This window comes from Amycolatopsis sp. NPDC004378, assembly GCF_053602455.1.
In genome coordinates this window covers 138,121-164,061 of record NZ_JBSGDR010000017.1, presented here as the reverse complement: position 1 = coordinate 164,061, position 25,941 = coordinate 138,121, and the positions used below count along the sequence as shown (strand labels likewise).

2 protein-coding genes (1 of these 2 only partly in view) are annotated in these 25,941 nt (G+C 75.3%); both read left to right on the top strand.

Annotated elements, in window-relative coordinates:
- Nucleotides 1–17,140: the 3' portion of a type I polyketide synthase gene (locus ACWEN0_RS36600; protein WP_451984136.1), read on the top strand. The gene continues 7,037 nt to the left of window position 1, outside the view; only the last 17,140 of its 24,177 coding nucleotides appear in the window; its start codon lies off the left edge, out of view; it ends in the stop codon at nucleotides 17,138–17,140.
- Nucleotides 17,137–25,941, top strand: coding sequence for a type I polyketide synthase (locus ACWEN0_RS36595; protein WP_451984134.1), 8,805 nt, complete (start codon nucleotides 17,137–17,139; stop codon nucleotides 25,939–25,941). The genes ACWEN0_RS36600 and ACWEN0_RS36595 overlap by 4 nt, the downstream gene beginning before the upstream one ends.

Sequence of the window (25,941 nt, the reverse complement as noted above, 5' to 3'; positions counted from 1 at the left end):
GGACCTGCCCGCGCTCGCCGCGACCCTGGACGTCGCCGAGTCCGCGTTGGACGGCCTCGACCGCGCCCTTCCGCTGCTCGCGCGGTGGCACGGCGACCGCACGAACTTGTCTACTGTGGACAACTGGCGGTACGCGGTGAACTGGCGCCCGCTGACCGGCAAGACCGAGGCGAAGCCGGGCACCTGGCTGCTGGTGCTGCCGGAGGAGGGCGTCGAGCCGGGTCTCGTGGAGACGCTGACCGCGGGGCTCGACTGCGTGCCGGTCCGCTTGGCCGAGCTGGCCGAACAGCACGGTGACTTCGCGGGGGTGCTGTCGCTGCTCGCCTTCGACGAACGGCCCGCGCCGGACGACCCGGCGATTTCGATCGGGCTCGCCGAGACCCTGCGTCTCGCGCAGACGCCCACCGCGCCGCTGTGGTGCGTGACCTCGGGCGCGGTCTCGGCCGGCCGGGCCGACCCGGTCCGCAGCGCGACGCAGGCGGCGTTCTGGGGCTTCGGCCGCACCGCCGCCCTCGAACACGCGGAGCGCTGGGGCGGTCTCGTCGACCTGCCCGCCGTCCTCGACGACCGCGCGGTCGCCCGGCTGGCGGGCGTCCTCGCGGGGACCGAGGACCAGGTCGCCGTCCGCGACTCCGCCGTCTTCGCTGCGCGCCTCGAACGCGCCCCCGCGACCACGTCCGGCCCGTCGTGGCGGCCGCGCGGGACCGTGCTGGTCACCGGCGGCACCGGGGCCCTGGGCGCCGAGGTCGCCCGCTGGCTCGCCCGCACCGGCGCCGAGCACCTCGTCCTGGCCGGCCGCCGGGGCCTCGACGCCGCCGGGGCGCCGGACCTGCGTGACGAGCTGACCGCGCTCGGCGTCACCGTGACCGTCGCCGCCTGCGACGTCACCGATCGCGACGCCGTCGCGGCGCTGGTCGCGGGCATCGACGGGCTGCGGGCCGTCGTGCACGCCGCCGGGGTCGCGCAGGCCGCGCCGCTCGCCGGGCTCGGCGTGGCCGAGTTCGCCGGGTTCACCGCGGCCAAGCTCGCGGGGGCGGCGAACCTGCACGCCGTCCTCGGGGACCGCGAACTCGACGCGTTCGTGCTGTTCTCCTCCATCGCGGGTGTCTGGGGCAGCGGCGGCCAGAGCGCTTACGCCGCCGCGAACGCCTTCCTCGACGGGCTCGCTCACCAGCGCCGCGCGGCGGGGCTCGCCGCGACGTCGGTCGCCTGGGGTCCCTGGGCGGGCGGCGGCATGCTGGCCGACGAGGGCGCCGAAGACCACCTGCGCCGCCGCGGGCTCCGGCCGGTGCCGCCGGACCTGGCGATCACCGCGTTGCGCCGGGCCCTGGACGCGGGCGACACCGCGGTCACCGTGGCCGACGTCGACTGGGCCCGGTTCGCACCGGGCTTCACCGCCGTCCGGGCCAGCGCGCTGCTCGGCGACCTGCCGGAGGTCCGGGACGCCCTCGACGTCCCGGTCGACGCGGTCCGGCCCGAACTGTCCGCCGGTGACCTGCTCGACCTCGTCCAGCGGGAAGCCGCGGTGGCACTCGGGCACCCCGACCCGGGGTCCGTCGCGGTCGACCGGCCGTTCCGCGACCTGGGCTTCGACTCGCTGACGGCGGTCGAACTGCGCAACCGCCTGAGCGCGGCGACGGGTCTGAAGCTGCCGTCGACGCTCGTCTTCGACCACCCGTCGGTCACCGTCCTCGCCGGCTTCCTGGCCGGTGAGCTGTTCGGCACCGACTCCGCTCTCGTCGCTCCGAAACGCGCCGCGGAGGCCGACGAGCCGATCGCGATCGTCGGCATGAGCTGCCGCCTGCCCGGCGGGATCACCTCGCCGGAGGAGCTGTGGCAGCTGCTGGCCGACGGCGGTGACGCCATTTCGGCCTGGCCCGAGGACCGCGGCTGGGACGTCGAGGGCCTCTACGACCCGGACCCGGACGCCGAAGGCAAGAGCTACTCCCGAGACGGCGGCTTCCTGACCGGCGCCGGCGAGTTCGATGCCGCGTTCTTCGAGATGAGCCCGCGCGAGGCGCTGGCCACCGACCCGCAGCAGCGGCTGCTGCTCGAGGGCGCGTGGGAAGCCCTGGAACGCGCGGGGATCGACCCGCGGTCCCTGGCGGGCAGCCCCTCGGGGGTGTTCATCGGCGCGGGCGTCTCGGGTTACGCCGCAGGCCTGCGCGAAGCTCCCGAAGGGCTCGGCGGGCACCTGCTCACCGGCAACGCGGGCAGTGTCCTTTCCGGACGGATCGCCTACCACCTCGGCGTCGAGGGCCCGGCCGTCACGCTGGACACGGCGTGCTCGTCCTCGCTGGTCGCGCTGCACCTGGCCACCCGGTCCCTGCGCTCGGGGGAGTGCTCGCTGGCGCTGGCCGGCGGCGTCGCGGTGATGGCCAACCCCGGTGCGTTCGTCGAGTTCAGCCGCCAGCGAGGCCTCGCGCCGGACGGCCGCTGCAAGGCCTTCTCCGACGGCGCCGACGGCACCGGCTGGTCCGAAGGCGTCGGCATGCTCGTGCTGGAGCGGCTTTCCGACGCGCAACGCCTGGGGCACACCGTGCTCGCGGTGGTCCGCGGCTCCGCCGTGAACTCCGACGGCGCGTCCAACGGCCTCACCGCGCCCAACGGCCCGTCGCAGCAGCGGGTGATCCAGGCCGCGCTCGCCGACTCGGGTCTGACTCCGTCCGATGTGGACGCTGTCGAAGGGCACGGCACGGGAACGAAGCTGGGCGACCCGATCGAGGCGCAGGCCCTCCTGGCCACCTACGGCCGGGACCGCGAACGCCCGCTGTGGCTCGGCTCCCTGAAGTCCAACCTCGGGCACACCCAGGCCGCGGCCGGGGTCGCCGGGGTGATCAAGATGGTCCTGGCCGTCCGGAACGGACTGCTCCCGAAGACCCTGCACGCCGCGCAGCCGTCGTCCGAAGTGGACTGGACGACGGGTCGCGTCGCCCTGCTCACCGAGGCGACACCGTGGGAGGCGAACGGGCACCGGCGCCGCGCCGGGGTGTCCGCGTTCGGGGTCAGCGGCACGAACGCGCACGTCATTCTCGAAGAAGCCCCGGCCGCCGAGCCGGAGCTGCCCCGGCCGCGGCACACCGGGCTCGTCCCGCTGGCGCTGTCCGGCCGGTCGGAGGCGGCGCTGCGGGCGCAGGCCGCGAGCCTGCTCGGCCACGTCGGCACCGACCCGGCCGACCTGGCCTGGTCGCTGGCCACCACCCGCTCGGCGTTCGAGCACCGCGCGGTCGTGCTGGCCGAGGACGACGCCGAGTTGCGGGCCGGGCTCACGGCGCTCGCCGAGGGCGTCAAGTCCGCCGGGGTGGTGCGCGGGACGGCCGCGCCCGGCCGCACGGCGTTCCTCTTCACCGGCCAGGGCGCCCAGCGGCCCGGCATGGGCCGGGAGCTCTACCGCGAGTTCCCGGTGTTCGCCGACGCCTTCGACGCGGTGTGCGCGCACCTCGACCTGCCGCTCCGCGACGTCGTGTTCGGCGACGGAGACCTGTTGGACCGGACCGAATACACCCAGCCCGCCCTGTTCGCGGTCGAAGTGGCCCTGTTCCGGTTGGTCGAAGACTGGGGCGTGCGCCCGGACTTCGTCGGCGGCCACTCCATCGGCGAACTGGCGGCCGCGCACGTCGCGGGCGTGCTGTCCATCGAGGACGCGTGCACGCTCGTCGCCGCCCGTGCGCGTCTGATGCAGGCCCTGCCCGAAGGCGGGGCGATGGTCACCGTCGCGGCCACCGAAGCCGAGGTCACGCCGCTGCTGACCGACGGCGTGTCGCTGGCCGCGGTCAACGGGCCGGCGTCGGTCGTGGTGTCGGGCGACGAGGAGGCCGTGCTGGCCGTCGCCGCGCGGTTCGAGAAGACCAGGCGCCTGCGGGTGAGCCACGCCTTCCACTCGGCGCGGATGGACGGCATGCTCGCCGGGTTCCGCGAGGTCGCGGCCGGGCTGACCTACCACGAACCGGCCGTGCCGGTGGTCTCCACCGTCACCGGCGAAGTGGCGACCGGCCTGGGCGACCCGGAGTACTGGGTCCGGCAGGTCCGCGCGACGGTCCGGTTCGCCGACGGCGTCCGCACGCTCGCCGGCCGCGGGGTGACCCGGTTCCTGGAGCTGGGCCCGGCCGGGGTGCTCTCGGCGATGGTCGCCGAGACCGCCGACGGCGAACCGGTGGCCGTGCCGGCGTTGCGGGCCGGCCGTCCCGAAGCTCGCACGCTCCTGGCCGCGCTCGCCGCGCTGCAGGTCGACGGCGGGGGCGTGGAGTGGGCGCGGGTCCTGCGCGAAGGGGCGCGGGTCGACCTGCCCACCTACGCCTTCCAGCGCGAGCGGTTCTGGCTGGAGGTGCCGGACGTCGACGGCGATCCGGCGTCGCTCGGCCAGAGCGGCGCGGGACACGGCCTGCTGTCGGCGGCCGTCGACCTGGCCGGCGGAGACGGTGTCGTGCTCACCGGGCTGCTCTCGGCGGACGCGGTACCGTGGCTGGCCGAACACCGCGTCGACGGCGAGATCCTGTTCCCCGGCGCGGGTTTCGTGGAGCTGGCGCTGCGCGCGGCCGACGAGGCCGGCTGCGACCAGGTCGAGGAGCTGGTCCTGGAAGCGCCGCTGGTGCTGCCCGAGCGCGGCGGGGTGCCGGTGCAGGTCCGCGTCGAGGCGCCGGACGGCGCCGGGCGCCGCGCCTTCGGCATCTACACCCGCGGCGACGGCTGGACCCGGCACGCGGGCGGCACCCTCGCCCTCGGACTGTCCAAAGCGGAAGCTCTGACGCAGTGGCCGCCCCCGGGCGCGCTGCCGGTCGACGACTTCTACGCGCGTCGCGCGGCAGCCGGGTTCGCCTACGGCCCGACGTTCCAGGGCCTGCGCGCCGCGTACCGCGCGGGCGACGACGTGTACGCCGAGGTCGCCCTGCCGACCGGGACGACGACCGGCGAGTGGGGCCTGCACCCGGCCCTGCTGGACGCGGCGCTGCACGCGCTGACCTTCGCCGACCTGCCGGACCTGCTGCCGTTCTCGTGGGCGGGCGTCAGCCTGCACGCGACGGGCGCGACCGAGCTGCGAGTCCGCCTGCACGTGACGGGCACCGCGGTTCAGCTGACGCTGGCCGACGCGACGGGCCAGGTCGTGGCCACGGCGGACGCCGTCGTCCTGCGGCCCGCCACCCGGCGCGCGGCCACCACGCACCACCGCGTCGAGTGGGTCGTGAGTGACAGCACTGCCCCGGTCGCCCGGCAGGCCGCGGTGCTGGGGAGTCTGCCCGGCCTCGAAGAGCTGCCCGCCTACCGGGAGCCGGCCGAGCTGATCGCCGCCGGTGCGGTGCCCGAGGTCGTGTTCGCGTCCTGCCGGCCCGAGGACACCGACGACGTCACGTGGGCCGTCTGGGCTTCCGCGCAGCGGGCGCTGGCGCTGGTCACGGCCTGGCTGGCCGACCCGCGGTGCGCCGGCTCGCGGCTGGTGTTCGCGACCCGCGGCGCGGTCGCGGTGACCCCCGGCGAGGTGCCGGACGTCGTGGAGGCCGCCGTCTGGGGTGCCGTGGAACCGCTGCTGGCGCGGTACCCCGGCCGGTTCGCGCTCGTCGACGGGGCCGCCGTCGAGCCGGGCGTGGACCGGCTCGCGATGCGCGGTGACGTCGCCTACGAGCCGCGGACCACGGCGGTCACGCCGGACGCCTGGAAGCCCGGGGGGACCGTGCTGCTCACCGGCGCGTCCGGCGAGCTGGGGGCCGCCGTCGCGCGATACCTCGCCGAAGAGCGGGGCGTCCGGCGGCTCGTCGTGCTCGGCGCGGCGCCCGTGCCGGGAGCCGACGTCGTCGTCTGCGACCCCGCCGACCGGTACGAACTCGCCCGGGCGCTCCGGGACGTCCCGGACGTGACCGCGGCGGTCCACATCGGACTCGCCGAGGGCGCGGCGGATCTGCGCGACCGCGCCGACATCGCGTTCAACCTCGCCGAGCTGGGCATCGAGCTCGTCGTCCTGACTTCGGCGGGCGGCGAAGGCCTGGTCGCGGCGCAGACCGCCGTGCTCGAAGCCGTCGCGCACAGCGCGCTCGCTTGCCGCCCCGGCGAGACGTTCGCCCTGCTGGGAACCCGCGGAGCGCTGCGCGTCGCGGAAACCGCCCCGGCGAAGGAGCCGGTCAAGACCCGCCGGGTGGTCGCCCGGGTGGCCGACGCGGGCAACGCGCTGCACCAGAAGCTCGCCCGCCTGCCCGAGGCCGACCGGCACCGGGCCCTCCTCGAGATCGTCCGCACCGAGGCCGCGCTCGTGCTCGGCCACGCCGGGCCGGACGCGGTCGGCGCCGACCGCGCATTCAAGGAACTGGGCGTCGACTCCCTGACCGCCGTCCAGCTGCGCAACGCGCTGAACACCGCGACCGGCCTGCGGCTGCCCGCGACCTCGGTCTTCGACCACCCGAACCCGGGCGCGCTGGCGAAGGCCCTGCACGCGGAGCTGTTCGGCGAGGAAGAAGAGAACACCGAGGTCGTCACGCGGGTCGACGAGCCGATCGCGATCGTCGGCATGGCGTGCCGCTACCCGGGCGGCATCGCCGACCCCGAAGACCTCTGGCGCCTGGTCGCCGCGGGTGGCGACGCGATCTCGCCGTTCCCCACCGACCGCGGCTGGGACCTCGAAGCGCTCTACGACACCGACCCGGACGCGCCCGGCACCTGCTACGCCCGCGAGGGCGGGTTCCTGCACGACGCCGGCGCGTTCGACCCCGGCTTCTTCGGGATCAGCCCGCGTGAGGCCGTCGCGATGGACCCGCAGCACCGCCTGCTGCTGGAAGTGTCGTGGGAGTCGATGGAACGCGCCGGGATCGACCCGGCCACGCTGCGCGGCAGCCGCACCGGCGTCTTCGCCGGCATCACCTACCAGGACTACGGCGGCCTGCTCGGCGCCGCGACCGACAGCTTCGAGGGCTTCCTCGGCACCGGCAACTCGCCGAGCGTGCTCTCCGGCCGGGTCGCCTACACCTTCGGCCTGGAAGGCCCCGCGGTTTCGATCGACACCGCCTGCTCGTCGTCACTGGTCGCGATCCACTGGGCGTGCCAGTCCCTGCGGGACGGCGACTGCACGCTCGCCCTCGCCGGCGGCGTGACGGTCATGTCGACGCCGGTCTCGCTGGTCGAGTTCAGCCGTCAGCGGGCGCTGGCCGCGGACGGGCGCAGCAAGCCGTTCTCGGCCGGCGCCGACGGTGCCAGCTGGGCCGAGGGTGCCGGGATGCTGATGCTGGAACGGCTGTCCGACGCCGAACGCAACGGCCACCGCGTGCTCGCGGTGATCAAGGGCTCGGCGATCAACTCCGACGGCGCGTCGAACGGCCTCACCGCGCCGAACGGCCCGTCGCAGCAGCGGGTGATCCGGCGGGCACTGGCCAACGCGCACCTGGAACCGTCCGATGTGGACGTCGTCGAGGCGCACGGCACCGGCACGAAGCTCGGCGACCCGATCGAAGCGCAGGCCATCATCGCCACCTACGGGCGCGAGCGGCCCGCGGACCGGCCGGTGTACCTGGGGTCGTTCAAGTCGAACGTCGGGCACGCGCAGGCGGCCTCCGGCGTCGGCGGCGTGATCAAGATGGTCCAGGCGATCCGGCACGGCCTGCTGCCGAAGACCCTGCACGCCGAAGTCCCGTCGCCGCACGTCGACTGGGACGCGGGCGACGTCAGCCTGCTCACCGAGACCCGGCCGTGGCTCTCCGAAGGACCGCGCCGCGCGGGCGTGTCGTCGTTCGGGATGAGCGGCACCAACGCACACCTGATCCTGGAGGAGTTCGCTTCGGACGCGGCGGAACGGCCGGAGCGCCCGGAGTCCGTCGTGCCGCTGCTGCTGTCCGCCCGGACCGCCGATGCCCTGCAGGGGCAGGCCGAACGGCTCGCCGAGGTCGTGTCCACCGAGGACGTGCACGATGTCGCGGCGTCGCTGGCCACCACGCGGTCCGCGTTCGAACACCGGGCCGTCGTCGTCGGCGCCGGCCGGGACGCGCTCCTGACCGGCCTGACCGAGCCCGCCGTGCGCGGGGTCGCCGGGACGCCCGGCAAGACCGTGTTCGTCTTCCCCGGCCAGGGCTCGCAGTGGGCCGGGATGGCCCTGGACCTCGCCGAAACCACGCCGGTGTTCGCCGAGCGGCTCGCCGAGTGCGGCGCCGCCCTCGCACCGTTCGTGGACTGGCGGCTGGCCGACGTCCTGGGTGACGCCGAGATGCTGCAGCGGGTCGACGTCGTGCAGCCGGCCTGCTGGGCCGTCATGGTGTCGCTGGCCGCGCTGTGGGAGTCCTACGGCGTCCGGCCGGACGCTGTCATCGGGCACTCACAAGGGGAGATCGCCGCGGCCTGTGTCTCCGGTGGACTGTCCCTCGAGGACGGTGCTCGCGTCGTGGCGTTGCGGAGCAAAGTGATCCGGGCGTCGCTGGCGGGCCGGGGCGCGATGGCTTCCGTGGCTCTCCCGGCCGAGGACATCGAGCTGCCGCCGGGCGTTTCCGTGGCCGCGCTGAACGGCACCGCCGCGGTCACCGTCTCCGGCGACCCGGACCAGGTCGACGCGCTGGTGGCCCGCTACACGGCCGACGGCGTCCGGGCCCGCAAGGTCGCCGTGGACTACGCGTCGCACTCCGAGCACGTCGAGGCGATCGAAGCCGAACTCCTGGACGTGCTGGCCCCGGTCGCCCCCCGTGAAGCGACGATCCCGTTCTACTCGACCGTCACCGGCGACTGGCTCGACACCACCGAGCTGACCGCCGCCTACTGGTACCGCAACCTGCGGCAGCGCGTGCTGTTCGCGCCCGCGACGGTGGCGCTCGGCGAGCAGGGGTACGGCGTGTTCGTCGAGTCCAGCGCACACCCCGTGCTGGGCACCGCGATCGCCGGAACCCTCGAAGACGCGGTCGTCACCGGATCGCTGCGCCGGGACGAGGGCGGGCTCGCCCGCTTCCTGACGTCGGCCGGCGAGCTGTGGGCGCGCGGGGTCGACGTGGACTTCGCGTTGACCGGATCCCCGGTGGACTTGCCGACTTATCCGTTCCAGCGGGCGCGGTACTGGCCGACGCTGCCCGGCCCGGGCGACGTCGCCGCGGCGTCGGACGCCGCCGACGCCGGGTTCTGGTCGGCCGTCGAACGCGACGACGCCGGTGAGCTGGCCCGCACCCTGGGGCTCGACGCACCCGCCGTCGAAGACCTGCTGCCCGCGCTGGCCGCCTACCGCAGGCAGCGCCGGGAAGAGTCCACGGTGGACAACTGGCGCTACCGCGTCGGCTGGCAGCCGGTCCCCGCCGGCGCCTCGCCGCGGCTCCGCGGCACCTGGCTCGTGGTCCGCCGTCCGGACGACGAGACCCCCTTGCCGCTGGACCGCTTCGGCGCCGAGATCGTCACGGTCGAGGCCGAGGCCGGCGTCGACCGGGACGTGCTGGCCGGGCGGATCGGCGATGTCGAACCGGCGGGGATCGTGTCCCTCCTGGGCACGGACGAGTCCTACCGCGGGCTCGTCGACACGCTCACCCTGATCCAGGCCCTCGGCGACCTCGAAGCTCCCTTGTGGACGTTCACCCGCGGCGCCGTCTCGACCGGCAAGGCCGACGCGCTCCGCAACCCGGCGCAGGCCCCCGTGTGGGGCCTCGGCCGCGTCGCCGCGCTCGAGCTCCCCGGCCGCTGGGGTGGCCTGCTCGACCTGCCGGCCGACCTCGACGACCGCGCGTTCGCCCGCGTCGTCGCCGCGATCACCGGAGCGGAAGATCAGGTCGCGGTCCGCGCGTCCGGTGTCTTCGCCCGCCGGCTCACGCGGTCGCCGCTCGGCTCGGCGACCCCGGACCACGCGTGGACGCCCGAAGGAACCGTGCTGGTCACCGGCGGTACCGGTGGCCTGGGCGCGAAGGTCGCCCGCTGGCTGGCCGGCCGCGGCGCCGAGCGGCTGGTGCTCACCAGCCGTCGCGGCGCGGACGCCCCGGGCGCGGCGGAACTGCGCGAAGAACTCGCCGGGCTCGGTGCCGAGGCGACCGTCGTGGCCTGCGACGTCGCCGACCGCGACGCCCTGGCCGCGGTCATCGCCGAGTACCCGCCGACCGCGGTCGTCCACGCCGCCGGGGTGCTCGACGACGGCGTCCTGTCCTCGCTCACCCCCGAGCGCCTGGCGAACGTGCTGAAGCCCAAGGCCCTGGCGGCGTTCCACCTGCACGAGCTGACCCGGGACCTGAACCTGTCGGCGTTCGTCTCCTTCGCCTCGACGGCCGGCGTCTGGGGCGGGCCCGGCCAGGGCAACTACGCTGCCGCCAACGCCTACCTCGACGCGCTCGCCGAGCACCGGCGCTCGCTCGGGCTGGCCGCGACGTCGATCTCCTGGGGCCCGTGGGCCGACACTGGGATGGCCGACGCGGCCGCCGTCGCCGAGCGGCAACGTCTCGGCGGCATCCACGCACTCGACCCGGAACTGGCGATCGCGGCACTGCAGCAGGCCCTCGACCACGGCGAGACCACGCTGACCGTGGCGGGCGTCGACTGGGCGCGGTACGTGCCGTCGTTCACCGCGGTCCGGCCGAGCCCGCTGCTGCGCGGCATCCCCGAGGCGCGGGCGGCGATGGAGTCGGCGCCGGAGGGGCCCGCGCTGAGCGAGCGCGACGTGCTCGAGTTCGTCCGCACCCAGGTCGCCGGGGTGCTCGGGTACGCCGGGCCGGGCGACGTCGAGCCGAACCGGGCGTTCACCGACCTCGGGTTCGACTCGCTGACCGCGGTCGACCTGCGCAACCGGCTCAGCGTCGCCACCGGGCTCAAGCTGCCCGCGACGCTGATCTTCGACTACCCGACGACGACGGCCCTGGTGGCGCACCTCAAGGGCGAGCTGGGCGAACCGGCCGACGCGCCGTCCACAGTGGACGTCACGCCGAAGGCCGTCGAGGACGACCCGATCGCCATCGTCTCGATGGCGTGCCGGTTCCCCGGCGGCGTGCGCTCGCCGGAGGACCTGTGGGCACTGCTGTCCGGTGGCGCGGACGCGATCACCGACTTCCCCGACGACCGCGGCTGGGACCTCGACGCGCTCTACGACCCGGACCCCGACCACCAGGGCACGTCCTACACCCGCCGCGGCGGGTTCCTCGACGGCGCCAGCCGGTTCGACGCCGCGTTCTTCGGCATCAACCCGCGCGAGGCCCTGGCCATGGATCCGCAGCAGCGCCTGCTGCTCGAAACCGCCTGGGAGGCCGTCGAACGCGCCGGGATCGATGCCGCGTCGCTGCGTGGCGGCCCGGTCGGTGTCTTCGCCGGTTCGAACGGCCAGGACTACACCCCGCTGCTCGCGCTCGGCGACGACGAGGGCGTCGAGGGCTACACCATGACCGGCAACGCGGGATCCGTGGTGTCCGGCCGGATTTCCTACGCGCTCGGCCTCGAAGGCCCCGCGGTCACGGTCGACACGGCCTGCTCGTCGTCGCTGGTCGCGGTGCACCTCGCGACGCGGGCACTGCGGGCGGGGGAGTGCTCGCTGGCACTGGCCGGCGGCGTGACGATCATGTCGACGCCGTCCGGGTTCATCCAGTTCAGCCGCCAGCGCGGCCTCGCGCTCGACGGCCGCTGCAAGGCGTTCTCCGACGACGCCGACGGCACCGGCTGGGGCGAGGGCGCCGGGATGGTGCTCCTGGAGCGGCTGTCCGACGCCCGCCGCAACGGCCACCCCGTGCTCGCGCTGGTGCGCGGCAGTGCGGTCAACCAGGACGGCGCGTCGAACGGCCTGACCGCGCCGAACGGGCCGTCGCAGCAACGGGTCATCCGTGCCGCGCTGGCCGACGCGGGCCTGCGGCCGTCCGAAGTGGACGCCGTGGAAGCGCACGGCACCGGCACGGTGCTGGGCGACCCGATCGAGGCGCAAGCCGTCCTGGCCACCTACGGGCAGGGCCGCGAGCGGCCGCTGTGGCTCGGTTCGGTGAAGTCCAACATCGGGCACACGCAGGCCGCGGCCGGTGCCGCCGGGATCATGAAGATGGTCCTGTCGCTGCGCCACGGCCTGCTGCCGAAGACGTTGCACGCCGACGTGCCGTCGTCCCACGTGGACTGGAGCGCCGGCGACGTGCGGCTGCTGTCCGACGCCGTCGAGTGGGCGCCGAACGGGCACCCGCGCCGGGCCGGGATCTCGTCGTTCGGCGTGAGCGGCACCAACGCGCACGTGATCGTCGAGCAGGCTCCCGAAGCGGCCCCGGTGCCGGAACCGGCGTGGTCCGGCCCGGTGCCATGGGTCCTTTCGGGACGGTCCGAAGCCGCGCTGCGGGCCCAGGCCGCGCAACTCGCCGACCACGTCGACAGCGAGCGCCCGGCCGACGTCGGCTGGTCCCTCGCCACCGGCCGCTCGGCCTTCGAGCACCGCGCCGTGGTGATCGGCACCGAAACCGGCGAGCTGGTGCGGGGTCTGCGTGCCCTGGTCGACGGACCTCTCCCCGGCCCGGCCGGCGAGGGCCGGACCGGGTTCCTGTTCACCGGGCAGGGCGCGCAACGGCTCGGCATGGGCCGAGAGCTGTACGCCGAATACCCGGTGTACGCCGAGGCGTTCGACGCGGTGTGCGCGCACTTCGACACCGAGCTGGACCGGCCGCTGCGGGACGTCGTCTTCGGGGACGAAGACCTCCTGAACGAGACCGGCTACACCCAGCCCGCCCTGTTCGCGGTCGAGGTGGCGCTGTTCCGGCTGCTGGAGTCGTGGGGCGTGCGGCCGGACTACCTGGCCGGGCACTCCATCGGCGAACTGGCGGCCGCGCACGTCGCCGGCGTGTTCAACCTGGCGGACGCGTGCCGCCTGGTCGCCGCGCGCGGCCGGCTGATGCAGGAACTGCCGCGGGGTGGCGGCATGCTGGCCGTGTCGGCCTCGGAGGACGAGGTCACCCCGCTGCTGACCGGCACCGTGAGCATCGCCGCGATCAACGGGCCGACGTCGATCGTGGTCTCCGGCGACGACCTCGACGGGATCGAGCAGCACTTCACGGCCCTGGGCCGCAAGACCAAGCGGCTCACGGTGTCCCACGCGTTCCACTCGCCGCTGATGGACCCGATGCTGGCCGCGTTCGCGAAGGTGGCCGAGCGGATCACCTACGCCGAGCCGAGCCTGCCGGTCGTGTCCACGGTGACCGGTGCGGTCACGCCGGTGACCACGCCGGAGTACTGGGCCGGCCAGGTGCGTGCGGCCGTGCGGTTCGCCGACGCCGTCACGACGCTGCACGGCCTGGGCGTCACCAGGTTCGTCGAGATCGGGCCGGACGCCGTCCTCGCGCCGATGGTCGAAACGGCGATCCCGGCGCTGCGCAAGGGCCGGGACGAGCGGACCACCCTCCTGGCCGCCGTCGGGGAGCTGCACGTCCACGGGCAGAGTCCTGATTGGACGGCCGTGTTCGCCGGGACGGGCGCGCGCCGGGTCGACCTGCCGACGTACGCGTTCCAGTACCAGCGGTTCTGGCCGCACCTGACCGGGCTGCCGGTCGGCGACGTCACCGCGGCCGGTCTCACGGCCGTCGACCACCCGCTCCTGGGGGCGGCGGTGTCCGTCGCCGGGGCCGGCGAACTGCTGTTCACCAGCCGGCTCGCGCTGTCGACGCACCCGTGGCTGGCTGGGCACGAGGTCATGGGTCAGGTGCTGCTGCCGGGCACGGCGTTCCTGGAGCTGGCCGTCCGGGCCGCGGACCAGGCCGGCTGCGCCCGTGTCGAGGAGCTGACGCTGGCCGCGCCGCTGGTGCTGCCCGCGCGCGGCGGCGTCCAGCTGCAGTGCTCGGTGGCCGCGCCCGGCGAAGACGGGACGCGGGCCTTCACCGCGCACTCGCGGGTCGAAGGCGCCGACGACTGGGTCCTGCACGCGACCGGCGTGCTCGCCGTCGAAGCCGGAAGCCCCGGCGAACCGCTGACCGAGTGGCCGCCCGCGAAGGCGGAACCCCTTTCCGTGGAAGACTTCTACGACACCTACGCGGCCGGCGGCTTCGCCTACGGGGACGCCTTCCGCGGCCTCACCGCGGCCTGGCGTTCGGGCGACGACGTGTTCGCCGAGATCGCGCTGCCCGACTCGGCCCGGGACGACGCCCGCCGCTTCGGCCTGCACCCTGCGCTGCTCGACGCGGCCCTGCAGGCCCTGCTCTACCTGCCGTTGGAAGGGTCCGGGCAGAGCCGGCTCCCGTTCTCCTGGTCGGGTGTCACACTGCACGCGTCCGGCGCCGACGCCCTGCGCGTCAAGCTGAGCCAGGCCGGACCGGACGCCCTCGCGTTGACCATCGCCGACACCGCGGGCCACCCGGTCGCCACCGTGGGCTCGCTCGCGATGCGCCAGGTCTCGGCCGAGATGCTGACCGATGCCGGCCGCCTGCGCGACTCGCTGTTCCAAGTGGACTGGACGCCGCTGGGCGCCGGGGCCGAACCGGACACGAGTTCGTGGGCCGTGCTCGGCCCGGACCAGCACAAGCTCGGCGTCCAGCTCGGCACGTCGGGCCCGTTGAGGTCCTATGTGGACATAGACGCGCTCCTCGCCGAGGGCGGCACGCCACCCGAGGTGGTGTTCGCGCCGCTCGTGCCCGGGCGGACGGCGGACCTGCCGGGCTCGGTGCGGGCCGCGACCGGGCTGGTCCTGGCCACTGTGCAGCGCTGGCTCGCCGAGGACGCCCTGGAAGGCGCGAAACTCGTGTTCGTCACCTCCGGCGCCGTGGCCCACCGCGGCGAGGTGACGGACCTGGCCAACGCCGCGGTCTGGGGCCTGGTCCGCTCGGCCCAGGCCGAGAACCCGGACCGGTTCCTGCTGGTGGACGTCGACGGCACGGAAGCTTCCTACGGCGCCGTTCCGGCCGCACTGGCCACCGGCGAGCCGCAACTGTCCCTTCGCGACGGTGAGCCGCACGCGGCCCGGCTGGTCCGCGCCGAAGCGGCCGGCGGCGTGCTCAGCGCGCCCGAGGACGGGCACTGGCGGCTCGGCATCGTGGACAAGGGCACGCTGGAGAACCTCACCCTGCTGCCGTGCCCGGAGGTCGCCGGCCCGCTGCCGGACGGGCACGTGCGGATCGCCGTGCGCGCGGCGGGCGTCAACTTCCGCGACGTCCTCACCGCGCTCGGCATGTACCCCGGCGAGGCCGGGCAGCTGGGCCTGGAAGGCGCGGGCGTCGTCACCGAAGTCGGCCCGGGCGTCACGGACCTGAAGGCAGGCGACCGGGTGCTCGGCATGTTCCCCGGCGCGTTCGGCCCGGTCGCGGTCGCCGACCAGCGGCTGGTCGCCCGGGTCCCGGACGGCTGGTCGTTCGCCGAGGCCGCGTCCGTGCCGATCGTCTTCCTCACCGCGTACTACGCGCTGGTCGACCTCGGCCGGGTGCAGCCGGGGGAGACCGTGCTGGTCCACGCGGCCGCCGGCGGCGTCGGCATGGCGGCGGTCCAGCTGGCGAAGCACCTCGGCGCCGACGTGTTCGGCACCGCGGGCGCCGGCAAGTGGGCCGCGCTGCGCGAGCACGGCCTCGCCGACGACCGGATCGCCTCCTCGCGGACCTTGGACTTCGAGGACCGCTTCCGCGCGACCACCGGGGGCCGGGGTGTCGACGTCGTGCTCGACTCCCTGGCCGGGGAGTTCGTCGACGCCTCGCTGCGGCTGCTACCGCGCGGCGGGCGGTTCCTGGAGATGGGCAAGACCGACGTCCGGGTCCCCGCCGAGGTCGCGGAAAACCACCCGGGCGTCGCCTACCGGGCGTTCGACCTCATCGAAGCCGGGCCCGACCGGATCGCCGAACTGCTGCGCGAGGTCCTCGGCCTGCTCGGCCGGGGCGTGCTCCGGCCGATCCCGGTCACCGCGTGGGACGTCCACCGTGCCCCCGCGGCGTTCAAGCACCTCCAGCAGGCCAAGCACGTCGGCAAGGTCGTGCTGACCGTGCCCGCGCCGCTCGACCCCGAGGGCACGGTCCTGATCACCGGCGGCACCGGCGGCCTGGGCGGGTTGCTGGCCCGGCACCTGGTCACCGAGCACGGCGCTCGGCACCTGCTGCTCACCAGCCGGCGCGGCCTCGCCGCCGAGGGGGCGGCCGAACTGCGCGACGAGCTGACCGGGCTGGGCGCGACCGTCACCGTCGCGGCCTGCGACGCCGCCGACCGCGACGCCCTGGCCGCGTTGCTCGGCGGCATCCCCGCCGAGCACCCGCTGCGGGCGGTCATGCACACGGCCGGGGTGCTCGACGACGGCGTCGTCGGCTCGCTGGACGCGGCCCGCCTGGACAAGGTGCTGCGGCCGAAGGTCGACGCCGCGGTCCACCTCGACGAGCTGACCCGGCACGCCGACCTCACCGCGTTCGTGCTGTTCTCCGGTGCGGCCGGGCTGTTCGGCGGCGCGGGCCAGGCGAACTACGCGGCCGCAAACGCTTTCGTCGACGCCTTCGCCACCCACCGGCACGCCCTCGGGCTGCCCGCCGTGGCGCTGGCGTGGGGGCCGTGGTCGGCGTCGGCCGGCATGACCAGCGGCCTGACCGAGACGGATCTGAGCCGGATGGCCCGTGCCGGGCTGCTGCCGCTGTCGGCGGAGCTCGGCCTCGCCCTGCTCGACGCGGGCGTCGCGGCCGGCGAGGCGGCCGTGGTGCCGATGCGGGTCGACACGGCCGCGCTTGCGTCGTCGGGTGCGGTGGCCCCGCTGTTCCGGGGGCTCGTCACCGCCCCGGCGCGGCGCGCGGTCGCGGCCGCCGCGAAGGCCGGGCCCGCGGGCCTGGCCGAGCGGCTCGCCGCGACGCCGGCCGCCGACCGCGAGGACCTGGTCGTCGAGGTGGTCACCGGGCAGGTCGCCGCCGTGCTCGGGCACGCGTCCACAGTGGACATCGACCCGGCGAAGGCGTTCACCGAGCTGGGCTTCGACTCGCTCACCGCGGTCGAGCTGCGCAACCGGCTCGGCGCGGTCGCCGGGAAGCGGCTGCCCGCGACGCTCGTCTTCGACTACCCGACGGTGCTCGAGCTGGCGGGCTACCTGCTCGACGACATCGCCCCGGCGGCGCCGTCCGCCACCGGCCTGGTCGACGACCTGCGTGGTTCGCTCGCCTCCCTGCCCGAGGGCTACGAGGGCCGCGAGGAGATCACCGAACGGCTGCAGAGCCTGCTCGCCTGGTGGACCGGCACCGCGGAACCGCAGTGGGACGACGAAGTCGCGGCGGCCTCCGCCGACGAGCTGTTCGACCTGATCGACAAGGAGTTCGGGGCGTGACCGCCGACAACGAGAAGAAGCTGCTCGACTACCTCAAGAAGGTCACCAGCGACCTGCGGGCGGCGAACCAGCGGCTGCGCGAGGTCGAGGACCGGGACGCCGAACCGGTCGCGGTGATCGGCATGGGCTGCCGGTTCCCCGGCGGTGTCCGGACGCCCGAGCAGCTGTGGCAGCTCCTGGTCGACGGCGGCGACGGGATGGCCGGCTTCCCGGCCGACCGCGGCTGGCCCGCGGCGCTGTACTCCGGCGACGCCGGCCAGACGGGCACCAGCTACGTCCGGGAGGGCGGTTTCGTCTACGACGCGGCCGAGTTCGACCCCGGCTTCTTCGGGATGAGCCCCCGCGAGGCCCTCGCCATGGACCCGCAGCAGCGGCTGCTGCTCGAAACGGCGTGGGAGACGTTCGAGCGCGCCGGGATCGACCCGCTGTCCCTGCGCGGCACGCGCGGCGGCGTGTTCGTCGGCGGCACGTCGACCGGCTACGGCTCCGGCCTGACCGCACTGCCCGAAGGCGTCGAAGGCCACCTGCTCACGGGCAACTCGACGGCGGTCATCTCCGGCCGCGTCGCCTACCAGCTCGGCCTCCGCGGCCCCGCGGTCACCGTGGACACCGCGTGCTCGTCTTCGCTGGTCGCGCTGCACTGGGCCGCCCAGGCCCTGCGCCGCGGCGAGTGTTCGCTGGCGCTGGTCGGCGGCGTCACCGTGATGTCGACCCCCGGCATGTTCCTCGAGTTCAGCCGCCAGCGCGGCCTCGCGCCGGACGGGCGGTGCAAACCGTTCGCGGCCGCGGCCGACGGCACCGGCTGGTCCGAAGGCGTCGGCCTGGTCCTGGTCGAGAAGCTGTCCGACGCGCTGGCCAACGGCCACCCGGTGCTGGCCGTGGTCCGCGGCTCCGCGGTCAACTCCGACGGCGCGTCCAACGGCCTCACCGCGCCCAACGGACCGGCGCAGCAGCAGGTCATCCGGGCCGCGCTGGCCAGTGGCGGGCTCACCCCGTCCGAGGTGGACGCCGTGGAAGCGCACGGCACCGGCACCACGCTCGGCGACCCGATCGAGGCGCACGCGCTGCTGGCGACCTACGGCCAGGACCGCGAGCGGCCGCTGCGGCTCGGCTCGGTGAAGTCGAACATCGGCCACACCCAGGCCGCCGCGGGCGTCGCCGGGGTGATCAAGATGGTCCTCGCCCTGCGCAACGGGTTGCTGCCGCGCACGGTGCACGTCGACGCGCCGTCGCCGCACATCGACTGGGCGGCCGGGTCCGTCGAGCTGCTCACCGAGAACGTCGAGTGGCCCGCGGGCGGGACTCCCCGCCGGGCGGGCGTCTCGTCCTTCGGCATCAGCGGCACCAACGCGCACGTGATCCTGGAGAGCTACGACGAGCCCCCCGCCCCGGCGACCACCGTCGACGGGCCGGTCCCGCTCGCGCTCTCGGCGCGTTCACGCGAGGCCCTGCGGGAGCAGGCCGTCCGGCTGCGGGACCACCTGGCGACGGGTGCGTCGCTCGCGGACACGGCGTGGTCGCTCGTCACCGGGCGGTCCGCGTTCGAGCACCGCGCCGTCGTGCTGGCCGCCGACGCGGCCGGGGCAATGACCGCGCTGGAAGCCCTCGCCGGCGGCGAGCCGTCACCGTCCCTTGTGGAGGGTGTGGCGGGCAAGTCCGGCAGGACGGCGTTCCTGTTCTCCGGCCAGGGTTCCCAGCGGATCGGCATGGGCGCGGGGCTGCGGGCGGCGTTCCCGGTGTTCGCCGAGGCCTTCGACGCGGTGTGCGCGGAATTCGACCTCCCCGTGGCCGAAGCGATCTCGGGCGAGTCCCTGCACGACACGGGCTTCACCCAGCCCGCGCTGTTCGCCGTCGAGGTGGCGTTGTTCCGGCTGCTGGAGTCCTGGGGCGTGAAGCCGGACTTCCTCGCCGGGCATTCGATCGGCGAGCTGGCGGCCGCGCACGTCGCCGGGGTCCTCTCGCTGGCCGACGCCTGCACGCTGGTCGCCGCGCGGGCGCGGCTGATGGCGGCCCTCCCGGTCGGCGGCGCGATGGTCGCCGTCCAGGCCGGCGAAGCCGAAGTCACGCCCCTGCTCGGCGAGCGCGTCGACCTGGCCGCCGTCAACGCGCCCGACTCGGTCGTGCTCTCCGGCGACGAAGACGCGGTGCTCGCGGCCGCGGCCGAACTGGGGTCCCGGGGGCGTAAGACCAAACGGCTCGCCGTGTCGCACGCCTTCCACTCGGTGCGGATGGAACCGATGCTGGCCGAGTTCCGCGAGGTCGTGTCCGGGCTGACGTTCTCGGCGCCGAAGATCCCGGTCGTCACCGGCGGGCCCGCCGACCTGACCGACCCGGAGTACTGGGTGCGGCACGTGCGTGAACCGGTCCGGTTCGCCGACCGGATGACGGCCCTGGAAGACCGGGGTGCCGCCCGGTTCGTCGAGGTGGGCCCGGACCGGACCCTGGCCGGGATGGCGGGCGTGCCCGTCGTGGCGATGCTGCGCGCGTCGCGCGACGAGCGGGAGTCGGTGCTGGCCGCGCTCGCCGAACTGCACGTCCGCGGCGGGGCGCCCGGCTGGACCGCACTGCTCGACGGCGCCCACCGCGTCGACCTGCCGACGTATGCCTTCCAGCGGGAGCGGTTCTGGCTCACCGCACCGGAGTCGGCCGCCGTCGGCGACGTCGGCGCGGACGACTTCTGGTCGGCGGTCGACCGGCAGGACCTCGACGCGCTGACCAGCACCCTGGACGTCCCGTCGGAGACACCGCTGAGCGACGTCCTGCCCGCGCTGGCGTCCTGGCGCCGCCGTCACCACGAAGAGTCCACTGTGGACAACTGGCGCTACCGGATCGGCTGGCGCCCGGTCACCGGCACGACCACCACCGCGCGGCTGTCCGGCCGCTGGCTCGTGGTCGCCCGCGAAGCCACTGACGACCTGGTGGCGGGACTGCGCGCCCGGGGCGCCGACGTGGAGGTGGCCGGCGCCGGGCTTCCCCCTGGGCTGACCGAGCCCGACGGGATCCTTTCCCTGCTGGCCGTGGACGAGACGCTCGCGCTCGTGCAGGCCCTCGGCAGGCACGGCTGGTCCGCGCCGCTGTGGTGCGCCACCCGGGGTGCGGTCTCCACCGGCCGGTCCGACCCCCTCGCGCACCCGGACCAGGCGCAGGTGTGGGGCCTGGGCCGGGCCGCCGCGGTGGAACACCCGCGCCGGTGGGGCGGTCTGATCGACTTGCCCGGGCACCTCGACGAACGGGCCCTCGACCGGCTGTGCGGCGTGCTCGCCGACGGCACCGAGGACGAGGTCGCCCTCCGGCCGTCCGGCGTCTTCGCCCGGCGGCTCGTGCGAGCGCCGCTGACCACCGAATGTCCCGAGTGGACAGTCCGCGGCACGGTGCTGATCACCGGCGGGACCGGGGCACTCGGCGGCCACCTGGCCCGCTGGGCCGTCGAGCGCGGCGCGTCGCGCGTGGTGCTGGCGAGCCGGCGCGGCCCAGGTGCGGCCGAGCCGGCCGCGCCCGAGATCACCGTCGTGGCCTGCGACTGCACCGACCGGGACGCGGTCACCGCGCTCGTGGACTCCCTGCCGGACCTGAGCGTCGTCATCCACGCCGCCGGGGTTCTCGACGACGGCGTCCTCGACGGCCTCACCCCCGAAAAGCTCGACCGCGTGCTGCGCGCCAAGGCGACCACCGCCCGGCACCTGCACGAGGCCACCGCCGGCCGTGAACTCTCGGCGTTCGTGCTGTTCTCGTCCTTGGCGGGCACGGTCGGCTCGGCCGGGCAGGGCAACTACGCGGCGGCGAACGCCTACCTCGACGCCCTGGCCGCGTACCGGCGGGCGCGCGGGCTCCCGGCGACGTCGCTCGCCTGGGGACCGTGGGCCGACGCCGGCATGGCCGCGGACGAAGCCGTCCGCGACCGGCTCCGCCGCGGCGGGCTCACGCCCCTCGACCCCGCCCTCGCCCTGGCCGCGCTCGACCGGGCCCTGGGCGCCGGCGACGTCGCGATCGCGCTCGCCGACGTCGACTGGCCGGTCTACGGCCCGGGGCTCACCGCCGTCCGGCCGAGCCGGTTGCTCGACGAACTCCCCGAGGCGGCAGGCGAAGCGCCGCGGGTCGAGCTGTCCGGACTGTCCGAAGAGGACCTGCTGACGCTCGTGCGCCGTCAGGTCTCGGCCGTCCTCGGCTACGCCGAGGAGGTCGCCGCGGACAGGTCGTTCGCCGACCTCGGCTTCGATTCGCTGACCGCGGTCGAACTGCGCAACCGGCTCGGCCTGGCCACCGGCACCGAACTGCCCGCGACGCTGGTCTACGACTACCCGACCGCCGCCCACCTGGCCAAGCACCTCGCGGGCACGGCGAGCGAAGAGCCGGCCGTCGAGCGGGCCGCGATGTCCCCCGAGGACCCGATCGTCGTCGTGGGGATGGGCTGCCGGTTCCCCGGCGGCGTCCGGACCCCGGACGACCTGTGGGACCTGCTGATCTCGGGCGGGGACGCGGTTTCCGGCTTCCCCGCCGACCGGCACTGGGACCTCGCGGGCCTGGCGGCGGCCGGTGTCGTCACGAGCGGCGGCGCGTTCGTCGAGGGGGTCACGGAGTTCGATCCGGGCTTCTTCGGCATCTCGCCGCGGGAAGCCCTGGCGATGGATCCGCAGCAGCGGCTCGTCCTCGAGACGGCGTGGGAGACGCTCGAACGCGCCGGCGTCGACCCGGGCCGGGGCGCGGACGTCGGCGTGTTCCTCGGCACCAACGGCCAGGACTACCCGGCGGTGCTCGCCGGTTCGGGCGAGGACTTCGGCGGGTTCGTCGGCACCGGGAACGCGGCTTCGGTCGTGTCGGGCCGGGTTTCGTACGTGCTGGGCCTCGGTGGCCCGGCCGTCACCGTGGACACGGCGTGCTCGGCTTCGCTGGTCGCCTTGCACCTGGCCGCCCAGTCGGTGCGCGCGGGCGAGTGCGCGATGGCGCTGGCCGGCGGCGTGACGGTGATGGCGACACCCGGCGCGTTCGTCGAGTTCTCACGCCAGGGCGGGCTCGCGGCGGACGGCCGCTGCAAGGCCTTCGCCGACGGCGCGGACGGCACGGGCTGGGGCGAAGGCGCCGGTGTCGTGCTGGTCGAGCGGCTCTCGGACGCGCGCCGGCTCGGGCACCCGGTGCTCGCGGTCCTGCGTGGCTCGGCGGTGAACCAGGACGGCGCGTCGAACGGCCTCACCGCCCCGAACGGACCGTCGCAGCAGCGCGTCATCCGGGCGGCACTGGCGAACGCCGGGCTGACACCGTCCGATGTGGACGCAGTCGAAGCGCACGGCACCGGGACCGCGCTGGGCGACCCGATCGAAGCGCAGGCTCTGCTGGCGACCTACGGCCGCGACCGCGAGCGCCCGCTGTGGCTCGGCTCGCTGAAGTCCAACATCGGGCACACGCAGGCGGCCGCGGGCATCGCGGGCGTCATCAAGATGGTGCTGGCCCTCCAAAAGGGACTGCTGCCGAAGACCCTGCACGTCGACACGCCGTCGCGGCACGTCAAGTGGGACGGCGTCGCGTTGCTGACCGAGACGACACCGTGGCCGGCGGGGGAGCGGCCGCGGCGCGCGGGTGTGTCGTCGTTCGGCTTCAGCGGCACCAATGCCCACGTCATCCTCGAACAACCGCCCGTTGTCGAGGCCTCGGACGCTCCCGCCACGGACGTCGTCTGGCCGTTGTCGGGCCGGTCGGAAGCGGTGCTGCGCGAGCAGGCCCGGCGGCTCGCGGAGTTCGCCGGGACCTCGGACGTCACCCCGGCCGAGGTCGCCCGTTCGCTGGCCGCGCGGGCGGTGTTCGACCACCGCGCGGTCGTGACCGGCCCCGACCTGGTCGCCGGACTGAACGCGGTCGCCGCGGGCACCAAACACGCGGGCGTGGTCGCCGGACAGGCGAACGACGGCAAGACCGCGCTGCTGTTCGCGGGGCAGGGCTCGCAGCGGGTCGGCATGGGCGCCGAGCTGTACGAGCGGTTCCCGGTGTTCGCGGACGCGTTCGACGCGGTGTGCGCGCACCTCGATGTGGACCGGGCGGTCTTCGCGGACGCCGTGGCGCTGGACCGGACGGGGACCACGCAGCCCGCGCTGTTCGCGCTCGAAGTCGCGCTGTTCCGCCTGCTGGAGGCGTGGGGTGTCAAGCCGGACTACCTCGTCGGGCATTCGATCGGTGAGCTGGCCGCCGCGCACGTCGCCGGGGTGTTTTCGCTCGAAGACGCGTGCACGCTGGTGGCCGCCCGCGCGAGCCTGATGCAGGCGCTGCCGGGCGGGGGCGCGATGCTCGCCGTGCAGGCCGCCGAGCAGGACGTTCTCGACCTCGCCGCGGGCCGGGCCGACTTGGCCGCGGTCAACGGACCCCTGGCCACCGTGCTCTCCGGCGACGCCGCCGCGCTCGCCGGGATCGCCGCGGAGCTGACCGAGCGCGGCGTGAAGTCTAGGGATTTGCGGGTCTCGCATGCGTTTCACTCGGCTCATATGGACGCGATGCTGGCGGAGTTCGCCGAGGTGGCGCGCGGGATCGGCTACGCCGGGCCGCGCATCCCCGTCGTGTCCACGGTGACCGGCGACGCCGACCTGACGGACCCGGAGTACTGGGTGCGGCAGGTACGCGAGCCGGTGCGGTTCGCGCAGGCCGTCGAGACGCTGCGCGAGGCCGGGGTGACCCGGGCCGTCGAGCTGGGGCCGGACGGGACGCTGACCGCGCTGGCCCCCGGACTGCGGGCGGTTCCGGCGTTGCGCAAGGACCGGCCGGAGACCAAGACCGCGCTCTTGGCCTTGGCGAACCTGCACGTCAGCGGGCACCCGATCGACTGGGCACCGTGGTCGCCGGGCGCCCGGCACGTCGCGCTGCCCACCTACCCCTTCGACCGCCAGGCCTTCTGGCCCGAACCCCTGGTCCCGGTGCCGCCGGCCGCCGACGCCTGGCAGTACCGCGTCTCGTGGCGACCGGTCGCGGACCGGCCCCGCGCGAGCCTGGCCGGCCGCTGGGCCGTGGTCGTCCCCGCCGGGTACGACGACGCCCCGCTGGTCAAGGCCGTCCTCACGGCCCTCGCCGACGCGGGCACCGAGCCGGTGCCGGTCACGCTGGGGGAGACCAGCCGTGACGCGCTCGCCGCCGAACTGCTCGGCCTCGGCCCGGTCGACGGCGTCGTCTCGCTGCTGGGGCTGGCCGTCGAGGTCCGGGCGTCCGTGCCGCTCGGGCTGGCGCTGACCACCGTGCTGCTCCAGGCCCTCGGCGACGCCGGGGTCGGCGCGCCGCTGTGGTCGGTCACCACCGGAGCCGTCGCCGTCGGTGCCAAGACGCTCGAGCAGCCGTTCGCGGCCGGGATCTGGGGCCTCGGCCGCGTCGCGGCGCTGGAGCACCCGGACCGCTGGGGCGGCCTGGCCGACCTGCCCGCCGAGCCCGGCGAAGCGGAGCTGACCCGGCTCGTCGCCGCGTTCACCGCCGGCGAGGACCAGCTCGCGATCCGGCCGGAGGGGGTCTTCGCGCGGCGGCTCGTCCACGCGCCGGGCGACGACGCCGAACCCTGGACGCCGACCGGGCCGGTGCTCGTCACCGGCGGCACGGGTGCGCTGGGCGCCGAGGTCGCCCGGTGGCTGGCCCGCACCGGCGCGCCGCACGTCGTGCTGGCCGGCCGGCGCGGGCCCGCCGCGCCGGGAGCGGCCGAGCTGGAGGCCGAGCTCAGCGCGCTGGGCGCCAAGGTGACGCTGGTCGCCTGCGACCTCGCCGACCGCACGGCCGTCGCCGAGCTCCTGGACTCGGTGCCCGACCTCGACGCCGTCGTCCACGCGGCCGGGGTGCTGGACGACGGGGTACTGGACGCCCTGACGCCGGACCGGCTCGCCACCGTCCTGCGGTCCAAAGTGGACTCCGCGTGGCACCTGCACGAACTGACGGCCGGCCGCGAGCTGTCCGCGTTCGTCCTGTTCTCGTCGCTGGCGGCCACGCTCGGCGCGGCCGGGCAGGGCAACTACGTCGCGGCCAACGCCGTGCTGGACGCGCTCGCCGAGCACCGGGCCGGGCTCGGCCTGCCCGCGACCTCGATCGCCTGGGGCCCGTGGGCCGGCGCGGGCATGGCCGCCGGTGCCTCGCGCGCCGGGCGCGGCGGGATCCGCCCGATGGCCCCGGAACGGGCCACCGCCGCCCTGCACCGCGCGCTCGGCGGCGGCGAGACCGTCGTCGCGGTCGCCGACATCGACTGGGAGCTCTTCGCGCCCGCGTTCACGGCGCTCCGGCCGGCGCCGTTGCTCGACGACCTGCCCGAGGCGCGCCGGGTGCGCACCGCCGCGGCGAAGCCGGAGCAGGACTTCCGGGCGAAGCTCGACACCCTGACCGGGCCCGAGCGGGACCGCGCGCTGCTCGATCTGGTGCGTGCCGAGGTCGCCGCCGTGCTCGGGTACGCCGAGCCGTCCACAGTGGACCCCGCGCTGGCGTTCAAGGAACTGGGCCTCGACTCGCTCACCGCGGTCGAGCTGCGCAACGGGCTCGCCGCCGTCACCGGGCTGCCCCTGCCCGCGACGCTCGGCTTCGACTACGCGAACCCGGCCGCGCTCGCCCAGTACCTCGGCCGGGAGCTCGGCCCGGCCGATCCGGCCGGCGCGGCCGAGGCCGAGCTGGACCGCATCGAGGCGGCCTTCGCGGCGCTGACGGCCGAGCAGCTCGCCGGCACCCGGATCACCGCGCGGCTGCAGGCGCTCCTGAGCCGGCTCGAGGCGCCCGCGTCCGGCACGGGCGCGCGGCAGAAGCTCGAGACGGCCAGTTCCAGCGAGATCTTCGACTTCATCGACAACGAGCTGGGCCTCGCGTGA